The sequence below is a fragment of the Hydrogenophaga sp. FW305-3-2-15-A-LB1 genome, assembly GCF_058787875.1.
This window is the reverse complement of record NZ_JBYTAE010000022.1, coordinates 1-25026: the sequence shown is the minus strand read 5'-3', so window position 1 is coordinate 25026 and position 25026 is coordinate 1. Positions and strand designations below refer to the sequence as shown.

Here is a 25026-nt window from a genome sequence, read left to right as displayed (position 1 = left end):
ACAGTAAAATGAATTTATCGGATCCATTGATACCAATATCAAATGAATGTCAGCTTGCGGCAGTTGCGGGTCTTCAAGGCCGTCGCCTCGCAGGGCAGCTTCACGCGGGCGGGCACCCACATCGGCCTGTCCCAACCCGCGGTCAGCCGCTGCGTGACCGAACTGGAACAGCACCTCGGGCTCAAGCTGCTCGACCGCACCACGCGCGAGGTGGTGCTGACCGATGCCGGCCGCAGCCTGGCCGTGCAACTCGAACGCGTGCTGGAAGACCTGGATGCCGTGCTGCAGGAGTCGCGAGGCCAGGCCACGCAGCGCCATGGCCGGGTTCGCGTGGCCAGCAGCCCGACCTTGTCGGCCAACCTGCTGCCCGAATGCATCGCGCGCTGCCGCAGCGAACACCCGGGGCTGGACCTGCTGCTGCTGGATCGCATCCAGCACGATGCCCTGGCCAGCGTGCTCGCGGGTGAGGTGGACTTCGGTGTGGTGATCGACACAGGCGCGCGCGACGACCTGCAGGCCGAGACCATCCTGTCCGAGCCCTTCTGCCTCGTCTGCCCGCCTTCACACCGCCTGGCCCGGCGCCGAGGCGCGAAATGGGCGGATCTGGCCGGCGAATCGCTGGTGCTGCTGGACCACGCCTCCGGCAGCCGGGGCCTGATCGACGAGGCCTTGCGCCTGCACGGCGTGGAGGCCTCCGTGGCGCAGGAAGTGGGCCACGTCACCACCATCTTCCGCATGCTGGACGCCGGCCTGGGCATCTCGGTCGTGCCCATGCTGGCCTTGCCGCCCGCGGGGCTGCAGGGCCTGGTGATGCGCCCGCTGCTGCCCCGCATCGACCGGCACATCGCGCTGGTGCGCCGCGCCCACCGGACCTTGACCCCCCCGGCGGAGCTGGCCTGGCGACTGGTTCGCCAGGTCGCCGCCGAGCGCACCGCACCCCGCAGGCGTGACAGCCATCACACCGCACCCGTCCCCGTCGCGGTGGCGTCGCCGCCGGTCCGGTCTGCCCGACAGCGCACCCGCGCAGGTGCAAGATGACCCTGGGCACGGTCCACACACGCACAGGATCCGCACAGGGGCTTTGAAGCCAATGGAACACAGCATGGTCGAACCACAGATGGAGGCAGCGCCCAACAAGGGCCACGCCGGTGACCCACCCGGGTACCAGCGCCCACCCGGCTTTCGCCTGCGGTGGCGGGTGCTCCTGCTGGTCCTCCTGATCCTGGGCGCGGTGGCCGCGCTGCTGCTGCGCCGGGAGATGCAGACCTCGCACTGGCAGGCGCGGGAACTGCACGGCTATGCGGCCACCCTGAATTCCCACGTCGCCCCCGGTCCGGCCGACCCCATCCGGTTCCCCACGCACGGCCCGTTCGACGAACGCATGGGTTACACCAGCCTTCCGGCCTTCACCACCCGCCTGCAGGAGCGCGGCTTCGAGATCGCGGAGCAGTCGCGCCAGGACGATGCCCTGCGAACCCACCTGGAGCGCGGCTGGTTCGCCCCCTACGCGGAGAAGACCCACACCGGCCTGACCGTGTTCGACTGCAGCCGGGAATCGCTGCACGCCTTCCGTTACCCCTACCGGCGCTTCGAGAGCTTCGAGAGCGTGCCCGCGGTGGTGGTGCAGGCCCTGCTCTTCATCGAGAACCGCGACCTGCTCGACCCCGAGCGCCCGCAGATGAACCCGGCGGTGGACTGGCTGCGCTTCACGCGCGCGGTGCTCGCGCAGCTGGGCAGCCACATCGATCCCGACATCGACGCGCACGGTGGCAGCACGCTGGCCACGCAGATCGAGAAGTACCGCCATTCGCCCGGCGGCATCACGCACGACGCGCGCGAGAAACTGCGGCAGATGGCCTCGGCCTCGGTGCGGGCCTACCAGCAAGGCACCGACACGCTGCCGGTGCGCCGCCAGCTCGTGCTGGACTACCTCAACACGGTGCCGCTGTCGGCGGCGCCCCGCCATGGCGAGGTGCATGGCCTGGGCGACGGCCTGTGGGTGTGGTTCGGCACCGACTTCGATCGCGCCATGGCCGCGCTCTCGGCCCCTGGCGACGGCGCGGCCCGTGGCCGCGTCCTGCGCCAGGCGGTGGCGCTGATGATCGCCCACCGCCGGCCCTCGTGGTACCTCGCGCAGGGCCGCCAGGAACTCGACCGCGCCACCGACGCCCACCTGCGCCTGCTGACCGAGGCCGGCATCATCGACGCCGCCTGGCGCGACGCCGCCCTGCGGCAGAAGCTGGTGTTCCGCGACATGGCCAAGAACCCGCCGCTGCTGCCCGCCGCGGCGAGCAAGGGCACGACCGCCGTGCGCACCCGGCTGGCCGGCCTGCTCGGCACCTCGCTCTACAGCCTGGACCGGCTCGACGCCCAGGCCAGCACCACGCTGAACGGCCAGCTGCAGGACGCGGTCAGCACCTACCTCGGGCGCCTGACCGAGCCGGCCTTCGCCCGCTCGCAGGAGCTGATGGGCGAGCGCCTGCTGCAGCCCGACACCCTGGGCGAGGTGCGTTACAGCTTCACCCTGCTGGAAAGCACGCCGCAGGGCAACCTGGTGCGGGTGCAGACCGACACGACGCAGCAGCCGCTGGACATCAACGAAGGCAGCAAGCTGGAGCTGGGCTCCACCGCCAAGCTGCGGGTGCTGGCGACCTACCTGGAGCTGGTCGCCGAGCTGCACGCCCGGCTCGCGCCGCTGGAACCCGCCGCGCTGAAAGCCACCGAGGTCAGCCCGCAGGACAGCCTGAGCCGCTGGGCCGTGGACTACCTGTCGGGCCCGAACGACCACGGCCTGAGCGCGATGCTGGAAGCGGCGATGGACCGGCGCTTCTCCGCCAGCCCGCACGAGCAGTTCTTCACCGGCGGCGGCCTGCACAGCTTCAACAACTTCAACAAGAAGGACGACGCGCGACAACCCAGCCTGCGCGAGGCCATGCAGGCCTCCATCAACCTGCCCTTCGTGCGCCTGCTGCGCGAGATCGTGCGCCACACCATGTACCAGGGGCCCGGCGACACCGCGCGGCTGCTGGAGGACCACCTCGATCCGCGCCGCGACACCTACCTGGCCCTGTTCGCCGACCGCGAAGGCCAGGCCTTCCTGCGCCGCTTCTGGCGCAAGACCGACAACCGCACCCCGACCGAGCTGAGCGACATGCTGCTCGACGGCCTGCGCCCCGGCGCCGACCGGCTGACCGCGGTGTTCCGCTACCTGGAGCCCACGGCATCGCCCGAAGCCCTGGGCGCCTTCCTCTCGGCCCGCCTGGGCGACAAGGCGCCCGAGGCGCCGCGCGTGGCGCAGCTGTACGAGCGCTTCGCGCTCGACGCCCTCGATCTGCCGGACCGGGGCTACGTGGCCCGCGTGCACCCGCTGGAACTCTGGCTGGTGGCCTACCGCCGGCAACACCCCCGGGCCACGCTGGACGAGGCGGTCGCCGCCAGCGCCGCCGAGCGCCAGGCGGTCTACCGCTGGCTGTTCCGCACGCGCGCGAAGGACGCGCAGGATGCCCGCATCCACACCATGCTGGAGGTGGAAGCCTTCCTGGAAATCCACCGCCGCTGGACCCGGCTGGGTTACCCCTTCGGCCATCTGGTGCCGTCGCTGGCCACGGCCCTGGGCAGCTCCGGGGACCGGCCCGCCGCCCTGGCCGAGCTGATGGGCATCATCGTCAACGGCGGGGTGCGCCGGCCCACGCTGCGCATCGCCGACCTGCGTTTCGCGCAGGGCACGCCGTGGGAAACCGCGCTGCGGCCCACGCCGACGGAAGGTGAGCGCGTCATGGCGCCCGAGGTGGCCCAGGCCTTGAAGAAGGCCTTGTCGGAAGTGGTGGAAGCCGGCACCGCCCGTCGGCTCTCGGGCAGTTTTCAGTCGGCTTCGGGAGAAGACCTGTCGCCCGGAGGCAAGACCGGCACCGGCGACAACCGCGTGGTGGTGAACCGGCGCGGTGGCGTGGCCCTGAACCGCACGGCCACCTTCGTGTTCTACCTGGGACCACGGCACTTCGGCAGCGTGACCGCCTATGTGATCGGACCGGACGCGGCCGGCTACCGCTTCACCTCCGGCCTGCCGGTGCAGATCCTGCGCTCCATGGCGCCGGTGCTGATGCCCCACCTGGACGGCAGGCCCGGCAGCGGTTGCCCGCGCGAGCCCTGAGGCACCGGTGATCGTCGGCGCCTCAGAAGCGCCGGCCTGTGCGCGATCGCCGGGGGGCGGGCCGCTTCTCCAGCCAGTCCACGACGAACGCCCCGGACGCCTGGATGTGGGTCCGCATCGCGTCTCTGGAAGCAAGTGCGTCTCTCGCCACCAAGGCCTCGACGATGGCGGCGTGGTGCTCGATGTTCTTTCGCATCCGGGACTCGTGCATGCCCAACACGGTCATGTTGAGGATGTTCCGGGTGTAGTCCAGATGCAGATCGCGGATGCTGCGTTCCAGCGAGGCATTGCCGCAGGCGCTGTAGATCAGCGCATGAAACGCCTGGTTCTTGACCACCCAGTGGCGCATGGGCTCGGCCGCCGTCGGACAGGGCGCACCGCCCGCGGCGTTGACCGTCTCATGGAGGGCTCGAACCGACGCCACGCATTCGGCATGGACGATCTGCAACCGATGCAGGTCGGCGTCCGATATCCATCGGGCCGCCAGCTCCGTCGCCATCCCCTCGAGCTCCCCGCGCAACCAGTAGTTGGCGCCGATGTCCTTGGTGGTGGGGGCAAGCACCGTGGCGCCATAGCGCCTTTGCTGGACGACCAGCCCCTTGATCTCGAGCTGCCGAAGCGCCTCTCTCACCGGCGTGCGGCTCACGTCGTACTCCTCCGCCAGGGTCTCCTGCCGGAGCTTCTGTCCTGGCGCATAGGTGCCGTTGAAGATCTTCGCCGCGATCGACTCGACCAGCTGCTGCAACCGGTCCGTCTCGCCAGGCGCTCGCTCATCCATCCGCACGCTCCCGCCTCGTCAGCGAACGCCGAAAACGTCCTTCCATTTGGTCACCTCCTTGCGCATGCGCGTCTGAAAGGCTTCGGCGCCCGCCGGCATGGGCTGGCTGCCCTGCATGAACAGCACCTGCATGCCTTCGCTCCTGAGCACTTTGGCCATGGCCTCCTCCAGCCTCTTGACGATCGCCGGGGGGGTGCCAACGGGTGCGACCACGCCGGAAATGGACCCCACGTCAAACTCCGCGCCGAGCTGCTCGGCGACGGTCGGGATGTTCGGCAGTCTCGGCACGCGCTGGCTCGAGGTGACGCCCAGCGGGCGCATCCTGCCCGACTCGACAAAGGGCCCCACCACCACCGTCTCGACCGCCGTGACCTGCACCGCCTCCGACAGCAAGGCATTGGCGGCCTCCGCCCCACTCTTGTAGGGCACGTGCAGGAAGGTGGTGTCGGTGGCCTGCTGCAGCGACGCGAGCACCTGGTGGATCGACGTCCCCAGTCCTGAACTCGCGAACGCGACACCTTCGCGCTGCTGCCTGGCCAGCGCGACCAAAGAGCGCAGATCGCGGATGGGCGACTTCTCGGACACCACCAGCACCAGGGGCGTGTTGGCGATCATCGAGATGTAGGTGAAGTCCTTGATGGCGTCGTGATTGAGCGCCTTGTTGATCAGCGGATTGACCGCCACCATGCCATTGGTCATCACCATCAGCGTGTGGCCATCGGCCTTGGCGCGCGCGACGCTGCCCGCGGCGATGTTGCCGCCCGCGCCAGGCTTGTTGTCCACCACGACGGGCTGCCCGAGCTCTTCCTGAAGCAGCTTCGCGACCGTGCGGGCCGTGACATCGGTGATGCCACCCGCACCAAAGGGCACCACGAGCGTGATGGGCCGGGTCGGCCAGTGCTCGGCAGCGTGGGTGGGACCCATCAGGTGGATCGCGAGCATGGTGCCGACCAGCACCTTTTGGAAGAAGGACATGAACACGGTTTTGCCTCTTTGGAGTTCTCAAAATGGACCGCTGCTGTGGTGCTCAGCGCTCGAAATCCGACGCGGTCAGTTCCGGGACATCACCCTGGATGTTCATGCGCCCCTCGTAGACGGGGCGCGCCCCGCTGGTGGGCCCCTGGTACTGGACGAAAAAAATCGTGCCGCCGGTCTCGGTGGTGAGCGCCTCTTCGATGTGGGGGTCCGGGTGGAAGACCACCGTGCCCGGGCCGAACAACTTGCCACCCATGTCGAACTCGCCCTCGATCACATACCAGACCTGCGCGAAATCGTGTTTGTGCAGCTTGAATCCCGCGCCAGGCTCGTAGCGCAGGAAGCCGGCATTGGGTTCTGTCGGGCACTCGGGCCGCGTGTGGAACAGGAACTTGGTCTTGTTCTTGAAACGCCCCATCTCCCACCCCATGTCTTCCGGGCGGCGGTACTGGGGCATCTGGTGGACCAGCGGGGCGACGGTCGAATCAACAATGCTCATGAAGGGACTCCTGTTAAAAAGAAGCGGCATTCTAGGAACGCTCGCGAAAAATTACTGGATACAAAAATCCACTGTGGAGACACCCCATGGACCTCAGACAACTGCGCCAATTCGTCGTGCTGGCGACCGAACTCAACTACCGAAAGGCCGCCGAACGCCTGAACATGACGCAGCCCCCTCTGAGCATCGCCATCAAGCGGCTGGAGTCCGATCTGGGCGTGCAGCTCTTCGAGCGCGATCGCCTGGGCGTTCGCCTGACCATGGCGGGTGGTGTCTTTCTCGGCGAAGCCCAACGCCTCCTCGATGGCGCCGAGGCCGCGATCAAGGCCACGCGCGATGCCGACCAGGGCCGCATCGGCAGCTTGCGGGTGTGTTCCGTCCCCAGTGCATCGCTGGAACTGCTGCCCGTCCTGCTGCACCGTTTCGCGGCCAGCTTTCCTTCGGTTCGCCTGCACCTGAGCAGTGGCAGCACCGTGGGGATCCTGGGTGAGCTGCAACGGGGCGAACTCGATGCCGCTTTTCTGGTGCCGCCCTCTTCCGGTGTCCCCGGCATCGAGTGGATGGCGCTGCCCCGGCAGCACCTGGTCCTGGCGGTCCCGTCCCACCACCCTGTCGCGAACCGGAAAACCGTCAAGCTCTCCGAATTGGGCGAAGAGACGCTGGTGACCCTGGCCCATTCCGACAGCCCGGGTTTCGCGGGCGAGGTCATGGCCCTGTGCCGGCGCGACGGCTTCCACCCCAAGGCGCTCCAGGAGTCTTCGCATGCCTTGATCACCCTGCCCCTCATCGCGGCGGGCCTGGGCATTGCCATCGTGCCCCAGGCCTCGCGCCGCATCGCCATCGACCACGTGCGCTTCGTGCCGCTGACCGACTCTGAAGACCAGGCCTTGACCTATCCCCTGGCGCTGGCGACACCCTCCAGGTCGATCAACCCGGCCGTGCCCTGGTTCGTGGACACGGCCCGCGAAGTGCTGGCGGCGCCACCCGGTTTCTGAAGCCGCGCGGCGCTCTCGCGCCTACCTGGCCGCCGGCTTCAGCAGCGCGGCCCACTTCGCCTGTTCATCGCGAACCCGTTTTTCGAACGCGGCCTGCGTGGGGTCGACCGCTTCGCTGCCCTTCGAGTAGATCTTCTCCTGCACCAGGGGGCTGGCGGCGACCTTGGCGATCGCGGCATTGAGCCGCTTCACCACCTCCGCGGGGGTTCCAGCGGGTGCCGCGACGCCCGAGAGCGAGCCGCCTTCCACGCTCTTGCCCAGCGCCTCCTTGACCGTCGGGATGTCCGGCAGATGGGCCAGGCGCCTGGAGGAGGTGACCGCGAACGGGCGGATCTGCTTGGACTCGACAAAGCTGACCGCCGTCACCGCCGAAATCGCCGTGACATCCACCGTGCGGGTGATCACCGCCGTCAAGGACTCGCTGCCGCTCTTGTAGGGCACCGGCAGCAGCTGGGTGCCCGTCGCCTGCTGAAGCAACTGGAGGACCTGGTAGTTGTCCGAGCCCTCGCCCGCCGTCGAGAAACTGAGCCTGTCCTTCTCGGCCGCCGCGGCCTTCATCAGTTCGGGCAGCGAAGCGTACGGACTGTTCGGATGGACCGCGAGGATGGTGGGCGTGTTCGCCAGCATGGCCACGTACGTGAAGTCCTTCCGGGGGTCGTAGGCAAGGCTGGGATAGATCAGGGGATTGACCGCGAACATGCCATTGGTGATGACCAGCAGCGTGTGCCCATCGGGCCGGGACTTGGCGACGACACCGGCCGCAATGCCGCCCCCCGCGCCAGCGCGGTTCTCCACCACGACCGGTTGACCGAGTTCACGGGACAGCCCCTCGGCGAACACGCGCGCGGTGATGTCGGTGACACCGCCCGCACCGAAAGGCACCACCAGGCGAACCGGCTGAGTGGGGTAGTTCTGCGCGTGCGCGGTGGTCACGAGCGCGGCAGCGGCCAGGCAAGATGCCGCCAGGCGGCGAAGGATGCGGGTCATCAGATGATCTCCATGGTTTCAAGAATGTCTTTCATCGCCGTGTGGAGCGCTGGCGTCAAAGGGGACAAGGGCGCACGCAGCCGCCCCGCCGGCACACCGCAAAGCTCGAGCCCGGCCGTGACGGTGCGTGGCAGCCCGTGGTCCATCAGGAAATTCAGCAGCTCGGACTGGCGGGCGAACCAGCGCTGGGCGCCGGCGACATCGCCAGCGGCCATGCAGCGATGGAAGTTGAGAATGAAGGACGCGCAGACGTTGGGCGCGGCCGTGCACCAGCCCGCCGCGCCGTCCTGGAATCCCCGCTGTGCCATGCGGTTCAGGCCGACGAAGATGCCGACGTGATCGGGACAGGCCTCCCGCAGGCGTGCGATCTTGGTCTCGTCGGGACTGGCTTCCTTGATGAGCGAGACGTTCGGCAAGGCCGTGAGCCGGCGCAGAAAATCGACCGGCAGGTCCAGGCCGGTGGTGAATGGGTTGTTGTAGACCATCACCGGGATGGAGACCGCTTCCGCGACCTGCCGGTAGTACTCGAAGATCTCCGCCTCCGTCAGCGTCCAGTACGTGCTGGGCAGCACCTGGATGGCGCTGGCCCCGGCCTCCTGCGCGAACCGGGCATGGCGAATCGTCTGGGCGGTGCCCAGGCTGGACACCCCCGCGAGCACCGGAACGCGGCCGGCCGCGGCCGCCACGGTCGTGCGGATGACGGCGTCGCGCTCGCCGTCACCCAGGTAGGGCAGACAGCCCACGCTGCCCAGCGGTGCGAGGCCGTGCACCCCCAGGTTCACGAGACGCTCGACATGTCGAGCCAGGAGAGCGTGGTCCACCTGGCCGCTTGCATCGCAAGGGGTGAGCAGGTAGCCAACGATGCCATTCATTTGCATAGGGGTTGTTCCGTTTCCAAACTGCACGCAGTCTAGAAACGGCCCCCCTGGCCGTCCAATTCAATCTTTGTGTGCGCTTGATACCTTTCGCCAGCGCGCGGCAACCGGCGTCAGCGCCGGATCAGCGCGGGACGGATGGGTTCCTTCCGCTCCTGGAACAGGACCATGGCCGTCGTGATCGCCATGAAACACACCGAGGCCCACAGGACGCCACTGGCCAGGCCTTTGTCGAGCAGGTAGCCAAACAGAACCGGGCCGATGACACCCCCCACATTGAAACCGGTGGACACGATGCCGAAGGTCTTGCCTTCGGCGCCCGCCGGTGAGGCCGCGCGAACCAGCATGTCCCGGGAGGGGGCGACGATGCCGCTCAGGAACCCGATGGCGCCATAGGCCACGGCGAGCGCCGGCGCGGAGAGCGGGACCTGGATGACCCCCACCACCAGCATCGCGGCCATCGCGAACGCGGCCGCCGCCACGTGGCCATGGCGGGCGGTGCGGTCGGCCAGCACCCCACCGGCGAGCACCCCGATCGCGCTGGCGAACAGAAACACCGTCAAGGCGAGGTTGGCCGCGCCGAGCGAGACATCGAACCCCTGCACCAGAGCCGACACCGAGAACCGCTCGATGGCACCGGTGCTCAGGCTGAGCATGGTGAACAGCAGCGTGAGCACCGCGAGGGTGGCCACCGGCGCCATCGCGGAACCCGTTCGCGGCCGTTCGGCTGCGCGCGGCGATGCGCTGGCCTGGACCACCGGCTCGCGACCGCCCAGAAGCAGGACCGCGAACCCGATGGCGCCGGCCAGGGCCGCGATGGCGAACGACCAGCGAGGCGACCAGGCCAGTGCCGCGCCGACCATGAGAGGCGGCGCCAGCGCGCCCCCCAGGAACCCGGCGAAGGTGTGAATCGAGAATGCCCGGCCCATGCGCTCGTGCGCGATGCCCCGCGAGAGCAGCGAATAGTCGGCGGGGTGGTACACACCGTTCGCCAGGCCCGCGATGGCCATGGCCACGAGCAGCGCCGGGTAGGTGGGCACGGCGGCCACCAGCGCGAACGCGGCGGCTCCCAGCACGAGCGCGGCCATCAACATCCGTCGGGCACCCCAACGATCCACGAGGAAGCCCAGGGGGGCCTGCACCACGGCCGAAACGACGTTGAACACGCCAATCGCGACACCGAGCTCCACGAAGCCCACCTGCATAGCAGCGGGCAGCAAGGGCAGCATGGCGGGCACCGCCATGATGTGCAGGTGGCTGATCAGATGGACGATGGACACCTGCGTCAGCAGGCCGTTGGCCGATGGTTTCATTGCCTGTTCCTTTTCGATGGCGATCGCGCGCCTCGGCGGGCGCCTTGCGCTAGCGGCCCCATGTTTCGAAGACTTTCCTGAGCTTCTTCACGGCGGCGTCCAGTTCCGCCGGGGTGTGCGCGGCAAACCCCATCACGAAACCCGGGGTCTGCTGGCGGCCCACGTAAAGCCCGCTCAGGCCCAGCAGGTCCAGGCCCGCGCGGCCAGCCGCATCGACGACGTCACGCTCGGGCATCCCGCCTTTCAGCAGACAAGGCATCTGCAGCCCGCCAGCCGGCACATGAGGCTCCAGCCATCCGGCCAGGTGCCGGCCCAGCAGATCGGCCAGCCTGTCGCGGCGCCCGGCATAGATCCCTCGCATGCTGCGCACGTGCGCCCCGAAGTGCCCGCCTTCCATGAATCGGGCCAGGGTGAGCTGGGGAATCGGGGCGCTGTGCCCGTCCAACAGCGTGCGCGCGGCGGTCATGGGCTCCACGAGCGGCGCGGGCAGCACCATGTAGCCAATGCGCAGGCCCGGAAACAGCGACTTGGTGAAGGTGCCGATGTAGAGGGTCCGCTCATGGGCATCCAGCCCCTGGACGCAGGCCGTGGGTTTGCCGGCGTAGTGGAACTCGCTGTCGTAGTCGTCTTCCAGTATCCACGCCTGGTTTCGCCGAGCCCACTCGATCGCCGCCAGGCGACGGTCCAGCGCCAGCGTCGCGCCCGTGGGGAACTGATGGGAGGGCGTCAGAAAGACGGCCTTGCCGGGCACGCCCGACGCCTGCAGGTGGTCGGTCCGCATGCCCTGGGCGTCCAGGGGAACGGGAACGCATTCGAGGCCCGCCGCATCGAACGCCTTGCGCGCCCCGTGGTAGACGGGGTCTTCGACGAAGATCCTGTCGCCGGCATCCAGCAGCACGTTCGCGCACAGGGTGAGCGCCTGCTGCGAACTGGTGAGGATCAGCACACGCTCAGGGCTCGCATGGGCCCCGCGCTCGAGGTTGACATGGTCGGCAATGGCCCGCCTCAAGGACTCCACGCCCTGCGCGGGCCCGTGGGCCAGGGCCTGGCTGCCGTGCTCCTTCAAGACCTGCCGCTGCAGGCGCTCCCACACCTGGATGGGGAAAGACCGCGTCTCCGGCACGCCAGGTGCAAAAGGGCGCGAACCGAGGAACTCCCGCACGCCACCTTGCCGGAACATCGCGGCGCCACGTTCACTCAGGCGCGCGGCTTCCCGCTGCGCGCTCGGGCGCCGCGCGGCATGGCGGCTGGGCGACCTCCGCGCGCGCCCCGACACAAAACTGCCACTGCCCACCCGGCGCTCGATGAAGCCCTCGGCGTGCAGTTGGCCGTAAGCGGCCTCCACGGTGTCGCGCGAAACCTCCAGGGACATCGCCAGCATCCGGGAAGCAGGCAGTGGCTTGCCGGCATCCAGGACCCCATCGAGGATCAGCTGCCGGATGGCGCGCTGAATCCGCGCATGCAGCGGCAAGGCACGCTGGGCCGGGTCACCGATCCAGGCCTTCACGGATTCGAGCTGGGCATGCTTGAACAATTGGTCTGGCGGTGTTTTTGGATTCAATCGACCGGATCCTACCATTCAGGCATTGCCCAAATGGTCTGATAGATGTGTCAAAAATGGCTGGACACAACCAACCAATTTCCCCGTAAAAACCAGGCTTTCAACCGTGTCCCCGCCTCCGCCCACAGGATGTCCCGCACACCATGTCAACCGCCGTCCCTCGCTTTCACGTCCATGATCTCACCCACCCCGTGGTCGCGGGGATCGTCTCGGTCATCGTCAACTACGGCGGCACGTTCATCCTGGTGTTCCAGGCGGCCAAGGTCGCCGGCCTGAGTCCGGAGATGACCGCCTCGTGGGTGTGGTCCGTTTCCATTGGCGTGGGCGTCACGGGCGTTCTGCTGAGCTGGTTCAGCCGCGAGCCCATCATCACCGCCTGGTCCACGCCAGCGGCCGCCTTCCTGGTCACGGCATTGGCCACCACCTCGTACGCGGAGGCGGTCGGTGCGTACCTGATGTCGGCGGCGGCCTTCGTGGTGCTCGGCCTGACCGGTGGCTTCGAGAAGCTCATCCGGTGGATCCCGCCAGGGATCGCCGCGGGCCTGCTGGCGGGCATCCTGCTGCAGTTCGGCATCGGCGCCTTCGCAGGCATGAGCCTCGACCCATGGCTCGCGGGCCTTCTCATCGGCGCGTACCTCACGCTCAAACGGTTGACCGCGCGCTACGCGATCGTGGGCGTCCTCCTGCTCGGCCTGGCCTACCTGCTCGCGCAAGGGCGGGTGGACCTCGGCGGACTCGAACTCCGCGTGGCGAGCCCCGTGTTCACGCAGCCCGACTTCAGCGTCCACGCCCTGTTGAGCCTGGCCCTGCCGCTCTTCCTCATCACGCTCACGGGGCAGTACATGCCCGGCATGCTGGTGCTGAGAAACGACGGTTTCCGCACGAGCGCCAACCCCATCGTGGCGGTCACCGGCCTGGGGTCCCTGCTCATGGCGCCCTTCGGCTCGCATGCCTTCAACGTGGCGGCCATCACGGCGGCCATCTGCACGGGCAAGGCGTCACATGAAGACCCCTCGAAGCGCTGGGTCGCCGGCATGGCGGCGGGCGTGCTCTACATCCTGGTCGGCGTCTTCGGCGTGACGCTGGCGGCCGTCTTCATGGCCTTGCCGGCCACGTTCATCGCCACCCTGGCGGGCCTGGCGTTGCTGGGCACCATTGGCGGCAGCCTGACCGCCGCGATGGCCGACGCGAAGACACGCGAAGCCTCGCTGATCACGTTTCTCGCCGCGGCCGCCAACGTCCAGATGCTGGGCATTGGTGGTGCCTTCTGGGGCTTGCTGATCGGCCTGGCCGCCCACCTGGCACTCCACACGGAGACCCCACGCTGACCCGGACCCGCACCGCCCCAGCGGGTGGGCGGTGCGAGCCCGGAGGATCAACCCATCAGGCGGCGACGGCTTGCGGGCGGCGGCGGCGCGACAGCCAGCCGACCATGCCCAGGCCGCTGAGCAGCAGGGCATAGGTTTCGGGTTCCGGCACGGCGGCCACGGTGATGCTCAGGCTGTCGCCGGCGTTGAGGCCGTTGATGGACCAGTTCACGCCACCGTTGTTCAGCGAGTTGCCGATGGCCACGTCCAGGAACTCGGGCTGCGAGAAGTTCACGCTGGCGTTGCTGCCGTTGAAGTTGATCGCGCTGACGGCGCCGAACTGCGGCGTGACCGTGCCCAGGTTGCCGAAGGTGCCGGTGCTCAGGCTGAACGACAGGCCTTCGAAGCCGGCGTTGCCCAGGAAGTTGGCCAGCAGGGCGTTGAACGAGAGGCTGCCCCCGATCAGGTCGGCCGCGTCGATGGTGTAGTTCAGGGTCATGGGCGCCAGCGACGAGAAGTCGATGTCGAACGACAGCAGGCCGTCGGTGCTGAAGTCCCGGAACTCCGAATCACCCCCCATCACGCCGTTGAAGCTGATGGCGTGGGCGGGCATGGCGGCCAGCAGGGCGGCGGCGGCGGCGAGGGAGAGAAGTGGTTTTTTCATGGTGTGGTCCTGTTGCGGGGTGCGGGGGTTCAAAGGCTGCCCTTGGTCCAAGGGCCGGTGATGGCCAGCGTGACGCCGGTGTAGATGTTCACGAACAGCACGCGGCCGTCGGGGCTGAACACGCTGCCGGCCCATTCGGTGTTGCGCTGGTTGCCGGTGGTGGCGCCGGTCTTGCCGACGGCGTCGAGCTGGGCGCGCGTGAAGTTGTAGTTGTTGCGGGCGAAGATGTAGCTGTTGCCGGCGGGCGTGAGCACCTTCAGGTCCTGCGAGGGGATGGGCTGGCTGGTCGGGCTGCTGTTGCCGCCGTCTTCGTTGAACAGCAGGCCACCGCGCGGGCTCACGCAGATGTTGTCGGGCGAGTTGCCGACCACGCGGTCGCGGCTCACGAAGATGGCCTTGAGCACCAGGGTGGACAGGTCCAGCGCCCAGATCACGCCCGCGCGCGCCGGCAGGGACGAGGTGGCCGAGCTGGTGGCCTTGTCGGTGAAGAACACCACGCCGTTGGCGACCCAGCAGCCTTCGTTGGCGCCGAAGATCGCGCCGCCGTTGGCGTAGGCGCCGCGGAACGGGCCGCTGCCGGTGACGGTGCCCACCGAGGTGCTCATGGACGCGCGGTCGGCATCGGGATCGGCGATCTCGACCCAGTCGCACTGGAATTCCTGGCACAGCGTGGGGAAGCGCAGGTCGGCGCCGGGGCGGCCGCGCACGGCCAGGCCTTGCAGGCGGCCGCCTTCGTGCAGCGAGCCCAGGCCGCCGTTGATGTTGTTCGGCAGGAAGCGGTACAGCGTGTTGGCGTTGCCCGCGTCTTCGGTCAGGTACCAGTAGCCGGTGTCGGGGTCCAGCGCGCTGGCTTCGTGCGCCATGCGGCCCATGTCGCGGATGGGGTTGACGTTGGCGGCGTTCAGGCTGGTGTCGGCCGGGATCTCGAAGATGTAGCCGTGTTTCTTGCCTTCGCTGCTGATGGCGTTGCTGCCGATCTCTTCGTTGCTCAGCCAGCTGCCCCAGGACGACGCGCCGCCCGCGCACGGGCGGTAGATGCCGCCGAAGGTGGCGTAGCTCTCGGCCCAGTTGCCGTCGCGGAACACGAGGTTGGTGTTGCCACCGATCTGGTAGTCGCTGCCGGTCAGGCCGGTGTCGTACTTGGCGACGTTGGAGCGGCTGCCGCCGATGATGTTCGCGGCGTTGGTGGAGGTGGCCTGCTCGTGGTTGCGCACCAGGATGATTTCGTTGCTGCGGCCCACGCGGCGCGAGACGACCACGCCCATGCCGTCGTGGTTGCCCGGGGTGGGCAGGCCGTCGCTCATGATGTCGCCGCGCCAGCCGTAGCTCTTGTAGCTGAAACCGGCGGGCAGTTCGATCAGGGGCAGGCCGGTGACCATGTCGTTCACCGGGGCGGTCGGGCCGTAGGGGCTGGTGACGAGCGCGGAGGCATCGGCCGGCGAGCAGCTGGCGTTGTAGCCCTGGTCGATGGTGTTGGCCATCGCGGTGATGGGGCCGGTGAACGCGGCGGTGATGGCCGCGGCACTGCCGCCCAGCAGCATGTTGCGGCGGGAAAGATCGGGATGGCCGTTGGACTGGTCTGACATGGAAGTTCCTCGTGGGAGTGGTGGGGAAAACGGGAGTCCCCAGCATCCCGCGAGGCCATGAACCCGCGGTGACACCGCGCTGGACGATGGGCTGCGTTTGATGTCGGCGCCGCAAAGAAAAATGGTCCGAACGGACCCTTGCAACCCCTCAGCGCATGAGCGGCGCGGCGGCCGGCACGCGGCCGTACACGTCGTCGAAGCGCACGATGTCGTCTTCACCGAGGTAGGAGCCCGACTGCACCTCGATCATTTCCAGATCGAAGCGGCCCGGGTTCTCCAGCCGATGGGTCTTGCCCAGCGGGATGAAGGTGGACTCGTTTTCCGTGAGCAGGAACTGGCGGTCGTCGCAGGTCACCTGCGCCGTGCCCTTGACGACGATCCAGTGCTCGGCGCGGTGGTGGTGCATCTGCAGCGAGAGCACGGCACCCGGCTTGACCAGGATGCGCTTGACCTGGAAGCGCGCGCCCGCATCCACGCTGTCGTACCAGCCCCAGGGGCGGTGGATCTTGCGGTGGGCCGTCGCTTCGGCGCGGCCCTCGCGCCGCAGCTGCTCCACGATCTGCTTGACCTCCTGTGCCCGGTCCTTGTGGACCACCAGCACCGCGTCGGCGGTCTCCACCACCACCAGGTCGTCCACGCCGCAGCAGGCCACCAGGCGGCGCTCGGCCATCACCAGCGTGTTGCGCGCATCGCGCAACACCACATCGCCCTGCACCGCATTGCCCGCCTCGTCCTTGGGCAGGCACTGCCAGACCGAATTCCACGCGCCCACGTCGGACCACCCCGCCGCCAGCGGCACGACCACGCCATGCGGCAGCGCCGGGTCGCGCGCGCCACCCGCGACCAGGCGCTCCATGACCGCGTAGTCGATCGAGTCGCTCGGGCAGGCCGCGAACGCCGCCATCGGCAGGCGCACGAAGTCGCTGTCGGTGCGGCGCGCGTCCCAGGTGGTGGCGACCGCGGTGGCGATGTCGGGCCGGCAGTGGCGCAGCGCCTGCAGCCAGACCGAGGCGCGCACCATGAAGAGGCCCGCGTTCCACAGGCACTCGCCCTCGCGCACCAGGCGTTCGGCGGTCTCTTCGTCGGGCTTCTCCAGAAAGCGGGCGATTGACCAGACGGTGGTGCCGTCGGCGGCGAGCGCGAACGCCGGCCCACGCTGGATGTAGCCGTAGCCGGTCTCGGGCGTGGTGGGCGCCACGCCGAAGGTCACCATCGCACCGGCCATGGCCAGCGGCGCGGCGGCGGCCACGGCGCGGCCGAAGGCGGCGGCGTCGGGGATCATGTGGTCGGCCGGCATCACCAGCATCAGCGGATCGTCGCCCTCGCTGCCCGCCGCGTGCGCGGCCACCGCCATGGCCGGTGCCGTGTTGCGGCCCACGGGCTCCAGCACGATCTGCCCCTCACAGCCGATCTGCCGCAGCTGCTCGGCGATCACGAAGCGGTACGCCTCCCCACACACCACCAGCGGCCGTGCCACGCCCAGGCCCGGCAGCTCGGCCACGCGGCGCAGCGTGGCCTGCAGCAGCGAATCGGCCCCGGCCAGGGCCAGCAGCTGCTTGGGGTGCTGGTCGCGCGAGAGGGGCCAGAGGCGGCTGCCGGAGCCGCCCGAGAGAACGACAGGAACGACGGAAATGGAAGGCATGGTGGAGACCTGGAAGAAAAAGCGCGAATGTAGGGGGCTTGCATGTGGCCTGCATGACAGCGCGGCGCCACCGTTGCCAGTTGTCCCGCGCCTGTCTTCATCGTGCATTCAAGGTGTCACATACGGCCGGCAGACTGGCCCCCTGCCATCGGCGCGTTCCGCCCCTGGCGACAGCCCGTTGCACCGGGGGAACTCCCTTGACCCAGACGACCGCCCAGGGCCTTTCGCCCACCACCCTCCCACGCAGCCACCCGAGCGCCTCCAGCCGGGGCGGCCTGTTGCATGCGCTGGAAATTTCGCTCAGCCCGCTGGTGGGCGTGGCCTGCCTCTGGGCGCTGGCCCGCGCCATGGATGGCGGCATCCACCCGGAGTACTTCATCCTGGGCCTGGTGGTGTTCGCCCTCACCTTCCCCGGCCCGGCGCGCCTCACCGTCTCCGCCCGCGCGCTGGTGATCGACGTGCTGCTGAGCTGGGGCGCCACCCTGGGCCTGCTGCTGGCCGCGGGCCTGGTCACCGGCTACCTGCGCGCCTACCCGCCGGACCTGCTCATGGCCTGGGCCGTGGCGGTGCCGGTGGTGGACACCCTCGCCTGGCTGTTGCTGCGCCGCGCCGCGCCCGCCCTGGTGCGCCTGCAGGGCCCGCCCGACCGCGCCCTCGTCGTCGGCATGAACCACCAGGGCCTGGCCCTGGCCCACAGCCTGAAGGCCGCCGTCTTCAACAACATCGACGTGGTCGGCTTCGTGGACGACCGCAGCCGCGAGCGCCTGCGGACCGATGCCCCGTTCACCCTGCTCGGCCGCTTCGAGCACCTGGCCGAGGTGATCCACGGCCAGCGCATCAGCCTGATCTACATCTCGCTGCCCATGGCCTCGCAGCCGCGCATCCTGAAGATCCTGGACGACCTCAAGGACACCACCGCCTCCATCTACTTCGTGCCCGACATGTTCGTGACCGACCTGATCCAGAGCAAGCCCACCTTGCTGTGCGGCATGCCGGTGATCTCGGTCTGCGACACGCCGTTCCAGGGCCTCAACGGCCTGCTCAAGCGCGGCAGCGACGCCGTGCTGGCCTCGCTCATCCTGCTGGGCCTGGCCCCGGTCATGCTGGCAATCGCGCTGGCCGTCAAGCTCGGCTCGCCGGGCCCGGTCATCTTCAAGCAGCGCCGCTACGGGCAGGAAGGCGAAGAGATCGTGGTCTACAAGTTCCGCTCGATGACCGTGGCCGAGGACGGCCCGAACATCCAGCAGGCGCGCCGCGACGACAAGCGCATCACGCCGCTGGGCGCCTTCCTGCGCAAGACCTCGCTGGACGAACTGCCGCAGTTCATCAACGTGCTGCAGGGCCGCATGAGCATCGTGGGGCCGCGCCCGCACGCGGTGGCGCACAACGAGCTGTACCGCAAGCTCATCAAGGGCTACATGGTGCGGCACAAGGTCAAGCCCGGCATCACCGGCTGGGCCCAGGTCAACGGCTACCGCGGCGAGACCGACACGCTGGAGAAGATGGAAGGCCGCATCGAGTACGACCTGGACTACCTGCGCAACTGGTCGCTCAAGCTGGACCTGCTGATCGTGCTCAAGACGATCCGCCTGGTGTTCAAAGACCAGCAGGCGTATTGACCGACATGGTTCGCCTTGCCTGCCTCGCCCGTTGGGCGACCGCCTTGTTCGCCCTCGGATCCGCCGGCGCCGCCCTGGCCCAGGACACCGACGGCCTGGACCTCTCCGCCTCGTACACGCTGCGGCACGACGACAACCTGTTCCGCCTGCCCGACGGCGTGCGGCCACAGACCGTGCTGGGCCGGCCCAGCGCCGGGGAGACCATGGACATCAGCTCGCTCGGCCTGCGCTACGCCAAGACGCACAGCCTGCAGCGCATCGAGCTCGACGTGAGCCTGGTCGACTACCGCTACCGCACCCACCAGCGGCTCGACCTGCTGGCCACCAACTACGACCTGGCCTGGCGCTGGGCCCTCACGCCGCGCCTGCGCGGCAGCCTGCGCGCCGAGCAGGACGAGAGCGTCAACAGCTTCGACGACGCCAGCGTGCTCACCAGCGGCAACCAGCGCACCCAGCGGCACGAGGCCTTCGACGCGGTGTACGAGATCGACGGCGCCTGGCGCCTGGTCGCGGGCGTGCTGCGCACGCGCAACCAGAACGAGCAGCCCCTGCTCGGTGAAGAAAGTTATGTGCTGCGCTCGGCCGAGGCCGGGCTACGCTACGACGCGAGCTCCGGCAGCTCCGTCACCTGGCGGCTGCGCAAGGGCAGCGGCAGCACCCTGGCCGGCCTGGGGCCGCCGGTGCTGCTGCGCGACACCGAGTTCGACCAGGACGAGCAGGTGCTCGACGTGCGCTGGCTCGCCAGCGCCAAGACCACGGTCGAGCTCAACCTCGTCCACCTGCAGCGCCGGCACGAGCGCCTGGCGCTGCGCGACTACGACGGCACCAACGCCGCGCTCTCGCTGCGCTGGTCGGCCACGGCCAAGACCCTGTGGACCCTGCAGTGGTCGTCCGACGTGTCGAGCTACCAGTCGCTCAACGCCAGCCACGTGCGCACCGACAAGCTGCAGCTCGGCCACGTGTGGCAGATCGCCGCGCGCACCACGCTGCAGGCCAGCCTGGGCGAAACGCGCCGCCGCTTCCTCGGCCCGCCCCCGGGCCGAGCGCCCGACCCCACGCGCGAAGCCACGCAGGAGGCCAGCCTGGGCCTGCGCTGGGCGGTGAGCCGCAACCTCTCGCTCAACACCTCGCTGCAGCACACCCAGCGGCGCGGCAACCGCCCCGGCCTGGCGTTCTCCAGCACACAGGCGCTGGTCGGCCTGAGCCTGCGCACCTCGCAGTGAATGGGCGCTCGAAAGGCATGGACTGTGACAGAAAAATGTCGGTTACATGACGGTTCATTCGGGTGCACTTTTATCGCGGCACCGGGCGCGTTTTTTGCGTCCGTTGCGCTAGCATGAATCGAGCTTCCCCCTCCGCCTGAACCGCCTCCCACCCTCGCAAAGGACCCACCATGCTCGCCGTCAAGAAAGCCCGCAAGCTGATACAAGCCAACCCGGACAACAGCGATTCGAAGACGCTGTCCGCGCTCGTGATCGCGCTGGAATCCGACCAGGCGTTTCCCCTCGGTCAGCTCTACGCGATGAACTACCCGCGCTTCGAACTGGCGATCGAGATCCTGAACGAGTGGCGCCTGGACCGCCACTACAGCAGCAAGGCCCGCCTGCTGGACGTGTCGGTGCAGGCCGCGGAACTCGCTCAAGCCAAGGCCTGAGCCCGTTCAACGGAGGTCCCGGCCCTCGATCGAGCGGTCCACCTCCGCCGAGCGCAGCGGCAGGCCGTGGCGCGGCTCGGCCGACAGGCTCAGCGGGCCGAACCAGGCCTGCACTTTTTCACCGGTGTTGTTGGAGTCGCTCATGACCCCGATGGCCGTGAGGCGGCCCGGCGCCTCGCCGAACACCAGGCGGTAGTCCGCCTCGATGTCGCGCTCCACGTCCACCCACTGGTTGAGGCGCTGCGGGCCGGACTCCACCACCAGCTTGCGGATGCGCTGCGTGTGCGGGTTGGGGATCACGCTGCCCACCGGGTAGCGGTGGTCCCACACGTACATCAGCGTCGCGAAGGGCAAGGGCTCGCCCGAGACGAGCTGCGCGATCTCCGACAGCATGTGGTCGCGCGGCGCCATGCGGCTGCGGTCGCCATCGAAGGCGAGGATCACGCGCACCACCGCGTCGTCGATGTCCGCGTCGCGCAGGTCCGCCTGCTCGTTGAGCGCGGGCACGAACCAGGAGAACGAGAGCCAGCGCGCCGCGCCCACGTCCTGCGGCGCGAGCTTCATGCGCAGCGTGCTGTTGCCCGCCTCGCTGCGCGCCAGCAGCGCGGCACGCCCTTCGTGCAAGGTGGGGCTGTAGTGCGTGGGCGTCTGGCTGCCGTAGCGCAGGTGCGTCCAGGTGGCCCGGCCGTCGGCGCCCGCCCAGTGCATCTGCCGCGCCCAGGCCGACGCCGGCACGGCCTCGGCATCGCTGTCGTCCAGCGGCCGCGAGGCACAGCCGGCCAGCACGGCGGCGGCGATCAGCGCCGCCAGCATCGTTCCCTTGGCCATGCGGCGCTGCTCCTTCAACGGCCGGCGGCGGCCGCCGGCGGGGTTCGGTGTTCGTCGAGCTGGTCGCGGTGCGACTCCAGCATGTTCTCGATGCCCACGCGGTGGATGCCGGTGAACGGCTCCAGGCGCAGCACGCTGTCGTTCTCGCTGCGGTCGCGGCACTGCTCGATCAGCGAGCGGCCGGTGGCGTAGAGCCCGCTGTTGCGGGTTTCGCAGGCAGTGATCTGCTCGCGCTGGGTCGCGCCCTGCGCGTCCAGCTGCTGGCCGCGCTGCTGCGCGGCGGCGAGGTCGCGTTCGAGCTGGGCGCCGCGCGCTGTGCTCGCCTGCAGGCGCTGCTCCAGCGCGGCCTTCTCGGTGCGCAGCGCCTCGCGCTCGCCGGTCACGGCCTGCAGCTCGCGCTGCAGGCGCTGGCCGCGCGCGGCTTCGTTGCGCGCGCGGTTCTGCGCGCCGTCCACCTCACCGGCCAGCTGCTCGCGCTCCTTTTCGGCGGCGTTGAATTTTTCCTGCAGCGCGCCCAGGTCCTGGGTGGCCTTCTGGGCCTGCTGCTGGGAGCGGCGCAGGGCCTCGCGCTCGCGCGTGGCGCGCTTGTCGTCCTGGGCGGTGGCCACGCCACCCACACCCACCATCAGCAGCGCGAGGATCAGGCCCCGGCATGTGGCTTTGCGCATCAGAAATCCTCCTTCGGGTAGGGGCGGCTGGCCCGCAGGGTCTGCCGTTGCTGGTCCTCGCGCGCGCCGGCCGCCAGCAGGCGCTGCGCCAGGGCATCGCGCTGGAGCTGGCGCGCCCAGTAGAGCGGCGTGAGGCCGTTGGCGTCGGCCCGGTTGGGGTCCGCGCCGTGGGCCAGCAGCAGGTCCAGCATGCGCGGCCGGTCTTCGTGGATCGCGGCGACCAGCGGGTCGTCCCCGCTGCGGTCGGCCGTGCGGGTGTCGGCACCGGCCTGGAGCAGCAGGGCCGCCGCCTCGAGGCGGTCGAGCTTGATGGCGTTCATCAGGGGCGTCTGGCCGTTCAGGCCCACGGCATCCACCTCGGCCCCCGCGCGCAGCAGCAGGCGCACCAGCGGGGCGTGCCCGTGCAGCGCGGCCGCGCCCAGCGGGGTGAAGGGGCCGCCCCGGCCATTGGGGTCGGCCGCCGAGCGCAGCAGCAGCCGGGCCATTTCCAGGTCGCCGGCGCGCGCGGCGATCAGCAGCGCGGTCTGGCCGCCCGCGTCCACCGCGTTGACCTGCGCACCGTCCTTGATCAGCTGGCGCGCGCGCTCCACCTCGCCGCTCGCCACCGCCTGCGCGAGATCGCGGTCCAGCGCGCTGGCGAGCCGGGGCGGCACGTCCCGCCGCGCGCTGACCACCGCCTGGTGCTCGCGTTCGCCGGTGAAGAAGCGTTCGCTGTCCTCGGGCGTGAGCGCGCCCTGCTCGATGCGGTCGCGCAGCGCCAGCTGCCGCGGGTCGTGCTGCGCGCAGGCCCCCAGGCCGGCGGCCAGGGCCAGCGTGGTGCACCACGCCAGGCGGCGAGCGTCCTCAGAACTTCGCATTGAAGTACAGCTGGAGGGTGTTGATGGACAGCGGCAGGCCGCTGATCTCGCGGCTGGAGAGCCAGCGCGCGCTGAGCCAGGTGTTGCGGCTCAGGCCGTACTGCGCGCCGACGATGAATCCCTTGTTGTTGGTGCCGCCGAGGTGGAAGTCGGAGTCGGTGAAGGCGTCGAGCACGGCGTCGGCCTCGAGGTAGCGGTAGGCCAGCGAGAGCTGCCAGTCGCCCTTGAGCAGCATGTTGGGCATGCCCACGGCCGCGCGCACCATGTAGCCGGTGTCCTCCTCGCGCAGCAGCCGGCCCGAGCGCGCCAGCGCGCGCGACGGGTTGAAGCCGATGTTGCGCACATAGTCGGCGCTCAGGATCAGGTGCACCGGGTTGAACAGGTTGTAGTCCACCGTGCCGGTGAGGTTGAGCACGCGGTAGTCCGCCGCCAGGCCGAAGGGGCCGCCCAGGTTCGCGGGGTTGGACAGGTTGAACAGCGAGTTGCCCTTCTGGCGGAAGGCGGGCTGGGTCGCGTCCTGGGTGTTGCTGTTGAAGGCATTGCGCACGCCGCTGACGTTGCGGTAGTCGTACATCGCCAGACCGAGCTTGGCGCGCAGGTCGTTGCTGGGCACCCACTCCACGCCCACCTGCGCGGCCAGCAGCGACTTGTTGCGCGCCTGGTTGCTGGCCGACTTCTCGTTGTCCTGCAGCGGGAACCAGCCCACGGTGCCGAAGGGGCGCCAGGTGCGCGTGGCGGCCGCGGGGTCTTCGAACTGCAGCGCGATGCCGTCGAAGGCGAGGTCGTCGTCCCACACCAGGTCGGTGCTGAAGAAGGGGTTGGGGATGCGGCCGGCCGTGGTGGTGAGCCAGGGCAGGAAGTCGGGCGAGCGGGCGCGCAGGAAGGCGCGGTCGAGCGCGAAGTTGTACTTGCTGCCGTAGTTGCCCAGGGTCTGGTTGGTCGACACCGGGTCGCTGCTGCTGCCGGTGGTCAGGCGCAGCGAGGCCGTGAGGTCCTGCGTCACGCGCGCGCTCACCCCCAGGCGCGCGCGCAGGCGGGTGCGGTCGCGGTCTTCCAGCGTGTTGCTCACGTTCTGGCCGTCCACCTGGTGGAAGATCTCGGGCGCGTTGCCCTCGTCGAACATGTCGCGCTGGTAGCCCAGCCGCACATCGCCCTCGAAGCGGAAGCGGTCCACCCACTCGGGCACCGCGTTCACGTCGCCCCAGCGCTCCATCTTGGCCTGGGCCACCACCTCTTCGCGCACCTCGTCGGCGATCTGCTTGCGCACCGATTCGGGCACGAACTGCACGCGCACGGTGGACTGTTCGGTCTTCTTCGCTTCGGCCACGGCCGCGCGGGCCTTGGCCTCGGCCTGCTTCACGAGCGCGTCGGCCTTGGCGGCCGGCAGCACGCCCTGGTCCACCAGCGCCTGGATCAGATTGAGCGTGGTCTGCTTGAGCGTCTCCAGGTCTTCGCGTTCGTCGGCATGGGCGGTGGCGGCCAGGCCGACGACCATCAGGGCCGCCAGGGAGACCTGGCGCATCGCGTGGTGCAGGGGTGATTTCATGGGGTGTCTCGGCAGGAAAGGGGTTGGGGTCGTCAGGAGCGCGCGGAGATGCGCAGCCGGATCGGTTGGGGCATGTCGCCGGGCGCGCCCTCGCGCACCGGCGCCAGGCTGCGCAAGGCCAGGCGCAGCGCCTCGTCCAGCTCGGGCGCCGGGCTCGCGCCCACCAGCTCGACGCGCGTGATCTGGCCGCTGGGGTCGACCCACACGTTGACCACGCGCTGGTAGTCGGTGGCCTCGCGCAGCTTCTTGTCCTTGAGCACGGCGTCGGTGATGCGCTCCTTCACGAGCGCGCCGTACCAGGCGAAGCGGTTGCCGCCGCCGCTGCCCCCCACAGGCCCGATGCGCAGGCTGCCGTCCCCCGGTGGCAGGCCGAAGGCGCCGCCAGTGCCGTTGTCGGGCAAGGACGAGGTGGGGCCGGCCGGCGGCGCGGGAGCGGCTTGCTCGGGCGCCGCGTCCGGTTTGGGCACGTCGATCTTCTGCTGCTCCTGCGGCGGTGGCGGTGGGGGCGGCGGTGTCTTGGGC

Annotated in this window: 22 protein-coding genes; 7 read left to right on the top strand and 15 right to left on the bottom strand. The window is 69.4% G+C overall.

Annotation, left to right across the window (positions count from 1 at the left end; all coding sequences use genetic code 11):
• The first annotated feature begins 42 nt into the window (after positions 1–42).
• Both AC3WPZ_RS08890 and AC3WPZ_RS08885 read left to right on the top strand, forming a co-directional pair.
• Positions 43–1038 carry a LysR family transcriptional regulator gene (locus AC3WPZ_RS08890; RefSeq protein WP_382323471.1) on the top strand — a complete coding sequence of 332 codons (996 nt, stop codon included), beginning with the start codon at positions 43–45 and terminating at the stop codon, positions 1036–1038.
• A 64-nt stretch (positions 1039–1102) separates the two neighbouring features.
• Positions 1103–4150, top strand: coding sequence for a transglycosylase domain-containing protein (locus AC3WPZ_RS08885; protein ID WP_492439244.1), 3048 nt, complete (start codon positions 1103–1105; stop codon positions 4148–4150).
• A 22-nt stretch (positions 4151–4172) separates the two neighbouring features.
• Here the strand turns inward: AC3WPZ_RS08885 and AC3WPZ_RS08880 are convergent, their stop codons facing one another.
• Genes AC3WPZ_RS08880 through AC3WPZ_RS08870 form a run of 3 tightly spaced genes read right to left on the bottom strand, consistent with a single transcriptional unit; the run spans position 4173 to position 6402 of the window.
• Positions 4173–4928 carry a GntR family transcriptional regulator gene (locus AC3WPZ_RS08880; RefSeq protein WP_492439242.1) on the bottom strand — a complete coding sequence of 252 codons (756 nt, stop codon included), beginning with the start codon at positions 4926–4928 and terminating at the stop codon, positions 4173–4175.
• Positions 4929–4946: 18 nt separating this feature from the next.
• Positions 4947–5903: a Bug family tripartite tricarboxylate transporter substrate binding protein gene (locus AC3WPZ_RS08875; protein ID WP_492439271.1), complete on the bottom strand. Its 957-nt coding sequence runs from the start codon at positions 5901–5903 to the stop codon at positions 4947–4949.
• A 52-nt stretch (positions 5904–5955) separates the two neighbouring features.
• Positions 5956–6402 carry a cupin domain-containing protein gene (locus AC3WPZ_RS08870; RefSeq protein ID WP_492439240.1) on the bottom strand — a complete coding sequence of 149 codons (447 nt, stop codon included), beginning with the start codon at positions 6400–6402 and terminating at the stop codon, positions 5956–5958.
• An 86-nt stretch (positions 6403–6488) separates the two neighbouring features.
• On the opposite strand from AC3WPZ_RS08870, the gene AC3WPZ_RS08865 reads away from it, so the two are divergent.
• On the top strand, positions 6489–7397 hold the full coding sequence (locus AC3WPZ_RS08865) for a LysR family transcriptional regulator (protein WP_492439238.1): 909 nt from the start codon (positions 6489–6491) through the stop codon (positions 7395–7397).
• Between the two features lie 21 nt (positions 7398–7418).
• On the opposite strand, the gene AC3WPZ_RS08860 is transcribed toward AC3WPZ_RS08865, so the two are convergent.
• The 4 genes from AC3WPZ_RS08860 to pdxR form a co-directional block, all read right to left on the bottom strand.
• Positions 7419–8384, bottom strand: coding sequence for a tripartite tricarboxylate transporter substrate binding protein (locus tag AC3WPZ_RS08860; protein WP_492439236.1), 966 nt, complete (start codon positions 8382–8384; stop codon positions 7419–7421).
• Positions 8384–9256 (bottom strand): dihydrodipicolinate synthase family protein, encoded by an 873-nt coding sequence (locus AC3WPZ_RS08855; RefSeq protein ID WP_492439234.1) that lies wholly within the window; start codon positions 9254–9256, stop codon positions 8384–8386. The genes AC3WPZ_RS08860 and AC3WPZ_RS08855 overlap by 1 nt, the downstream gene beginning before the upstream one ends.
• Positions 9257–9372: 116 nt before the next feature.
• The gene (locus AC3WPZ_RS08850; RefSeq protein WP_492439232.1) at positions 9373–10572 is read right to left on the bottom strand and encodes an MFS transporter; all 1200 of its coding nucleotides are present in this window, start codon (positions 10570–10572) and stop codon (positions 9373–9375) included.
• A gap of 49 nt (positions 10573–10621) precedes the next feature.
• Positions 10622–12106: a MocR-like pyridoxine biosynthesis transcription factor PdxR gene (pdxR, locus tag AC3WPZ_RS08845; protein ID WP_492439269.1), complete on the bottom strand. Its 1485-nt coding sequence runs from the start codon at positions 12104–12106 to the stop codon at positions 10622–10624.
• A 170-nt stretch (positions 12107–12276) separates the two neighbouring features.
• Between pdxR and AC3WPZ_RS08840 the strand changes: the two genes are divergently transcribed.
• On the top strand, positions 12277–13461 hold the full coding sequence (locus tag AC3WPZ_RS08840) for a benzoate/H(+) symporter BenE family transporter (protein WP_492439230.1): 1185 nt from the start codon (positions 12277–12279) through the stop codon (positions 13459–13461).
• Positions 13462–13516: 55 nt separating this feature from the next.
• Here AC3WPZ_RS08840 and AC3WPZ_RS08835 read toward each other — a convergent pair whose 3' ends face one another.
• The 3 genes from AC3WPZ_RS08835 to AC3WPZ_RS08825 all read right to left on the bottom strand — a co-directional run bounded on the left by AC3WPZ_RS08835 (position 13517) and on the right by AC3WPZ_RS08825 (position 17332).
• Positions 13517–14104: a PEP-CTERM sorting domain-containing protein gene (locus AC3WPZ_RS08835; protein ID WP_382160824.1), complete on the bottom strand. Its 588-nt coding sequence runs from the start codon at positions 14102–14104 to the stop codon at positions 13517–13519.
• A gap of 29 nt (positions 14105–14133) precedes the next feature.
• Positions 14134–15690 (bottom strand): PhoX family protein, encoded by a 1557-nt coding sequence (locus AC3WPZ_RS08830; protein WP_492439227.1) that lies wholly within the window; start codon positions 15688–15690, stop codon positions 14134–14136.
• 148 nt (positions 15691–15838) lie between these two features.
• The gene (locus AC3WPZ_RS08825) at positions 15839–17332 is read right to left on the bottom strand and encodes a mannose-1-phosphate guanylyltransferase/mannose-6-phosphate isomerase (RefSeq protein ID WP_492439225.1); all 1494 of its coding nucleotides are present in this window, start codon (positions 17330–17332) and stop codon (positions 15839–15841) included.
• A gap of 197 nt (positions 17333–17529) precedes the next feature.
• On the opposite strand from AC3WPZ_RS08825, the gene AC3WPZ_RS08820 reads away from it, so the two are divergent.
• From AC3WPZ_RS08820 to AC3WPZ_RS08810, 3 genes are all read left to right on the top strand, one after another.
• Entirely contained in the window at positions 17530–18951 is a 1422-nt protein-coding gene (locus AC3WPZ_RS08820; protein WP_492439223.1) for an undecaprenyl-phosphate glucose phosphotransferase, read from the top strand.
• Between the two features lie 44 nt (positions 18952–18995).
• The gene (epsL, locus tag AC3WPZ_RS08815; RefSeq protein WP_492439222.1) at positions 18996–20174 is read left to right on the top strand and encodes an XrtB/PEP-CTERM-associated polysaccharide biosynthesis outer membrane protein EpsL; all 1179 of its coding nucleotides are present in this window, start codon (positions 18996–18998) and stop codon (positions 20172–20174) included.
• A gap of 170 nt (positions 20175–20344) precedes the next feature.
• On the top strand, positions 20345–20605 hold the full coding sequence (locus AC3WPZ_RS08810) for a hypothetical protein (protein ID WP_382160839.1): 261 nt from the start codon (positions 20345–20347) through the stop codon (positions 20603–20605).
• 6 nt (positions 20606–20611) lie between these two features.
• Here the strand turns inward: AC3WPZ_RS08810 and AC3WPZ_RS08805 are convergent, their stop codons facing one another.
• From AC3WPZ_RS08805 to AC3WPZ_RS08785, 5 genes are all read right to left on the bottom strand, one after another.
• The gene (locus AC3WPZ_RS08805; protein ID WP_492439220.1) at positions 20612–21433 is read right to left on the bottom strand and encodes a DUF3047 domain-containing protein; all 822 of its coding nucleotides are present in this window, start codon (positions 21431–21433) and stop codon (positions 20612–20614) included.
• Between the two features lie 14 nt (positions 21434–21447).
• Complete coding sequence (locus AC3WPZ_RS08800) at positions 21448–22101, bottom strand: hypothetical protein (protein WP_492439218.1); 654 nt, start codon at positions 22099–22101, stop codon at positions 21448–21450.
• The gene (locus tag AC3WPZ_RS08795) at positions 22101–22958 is read right to left on the bottom strand and encodes an ankyrin repeat domain-containing protein (RefSeq protein WP_492439216.1); all 858 of its coding nucleotides are present in this window, start codon (positions 22956–22958) and stop codon (positions 22101–22103) included. The genes AC3WPZ_RS08800 and AC3WPZ_RS08795 overlap by 1 nt, the downstream gene beginning before the upstream one ends.
• Complete coding sequence (locus AC3WPZ_RS08790) at positions 22945–24504, bottom strand: putative porin (RefSeq protein ID WP_492439214.1); 1560 nt, start codon at positions 24502–24504, stop codon at positions 22945–22947. The genes AC3WPZ_RS08795 and AC3WPZ_RS08790 overlap by 14 nt, the downstream gene beginning before the upstream one ends.
• A 32-nt stretch (positions 24505–24536) precedes the next feature.
• The coding region (locus tag AC3WPZ_RS08785; protein ID WP_492439212.1) for an energy transducer TonB family protein at positions 24537–25026 on the bottom strand (490 nt) is incomplete at its 5' end.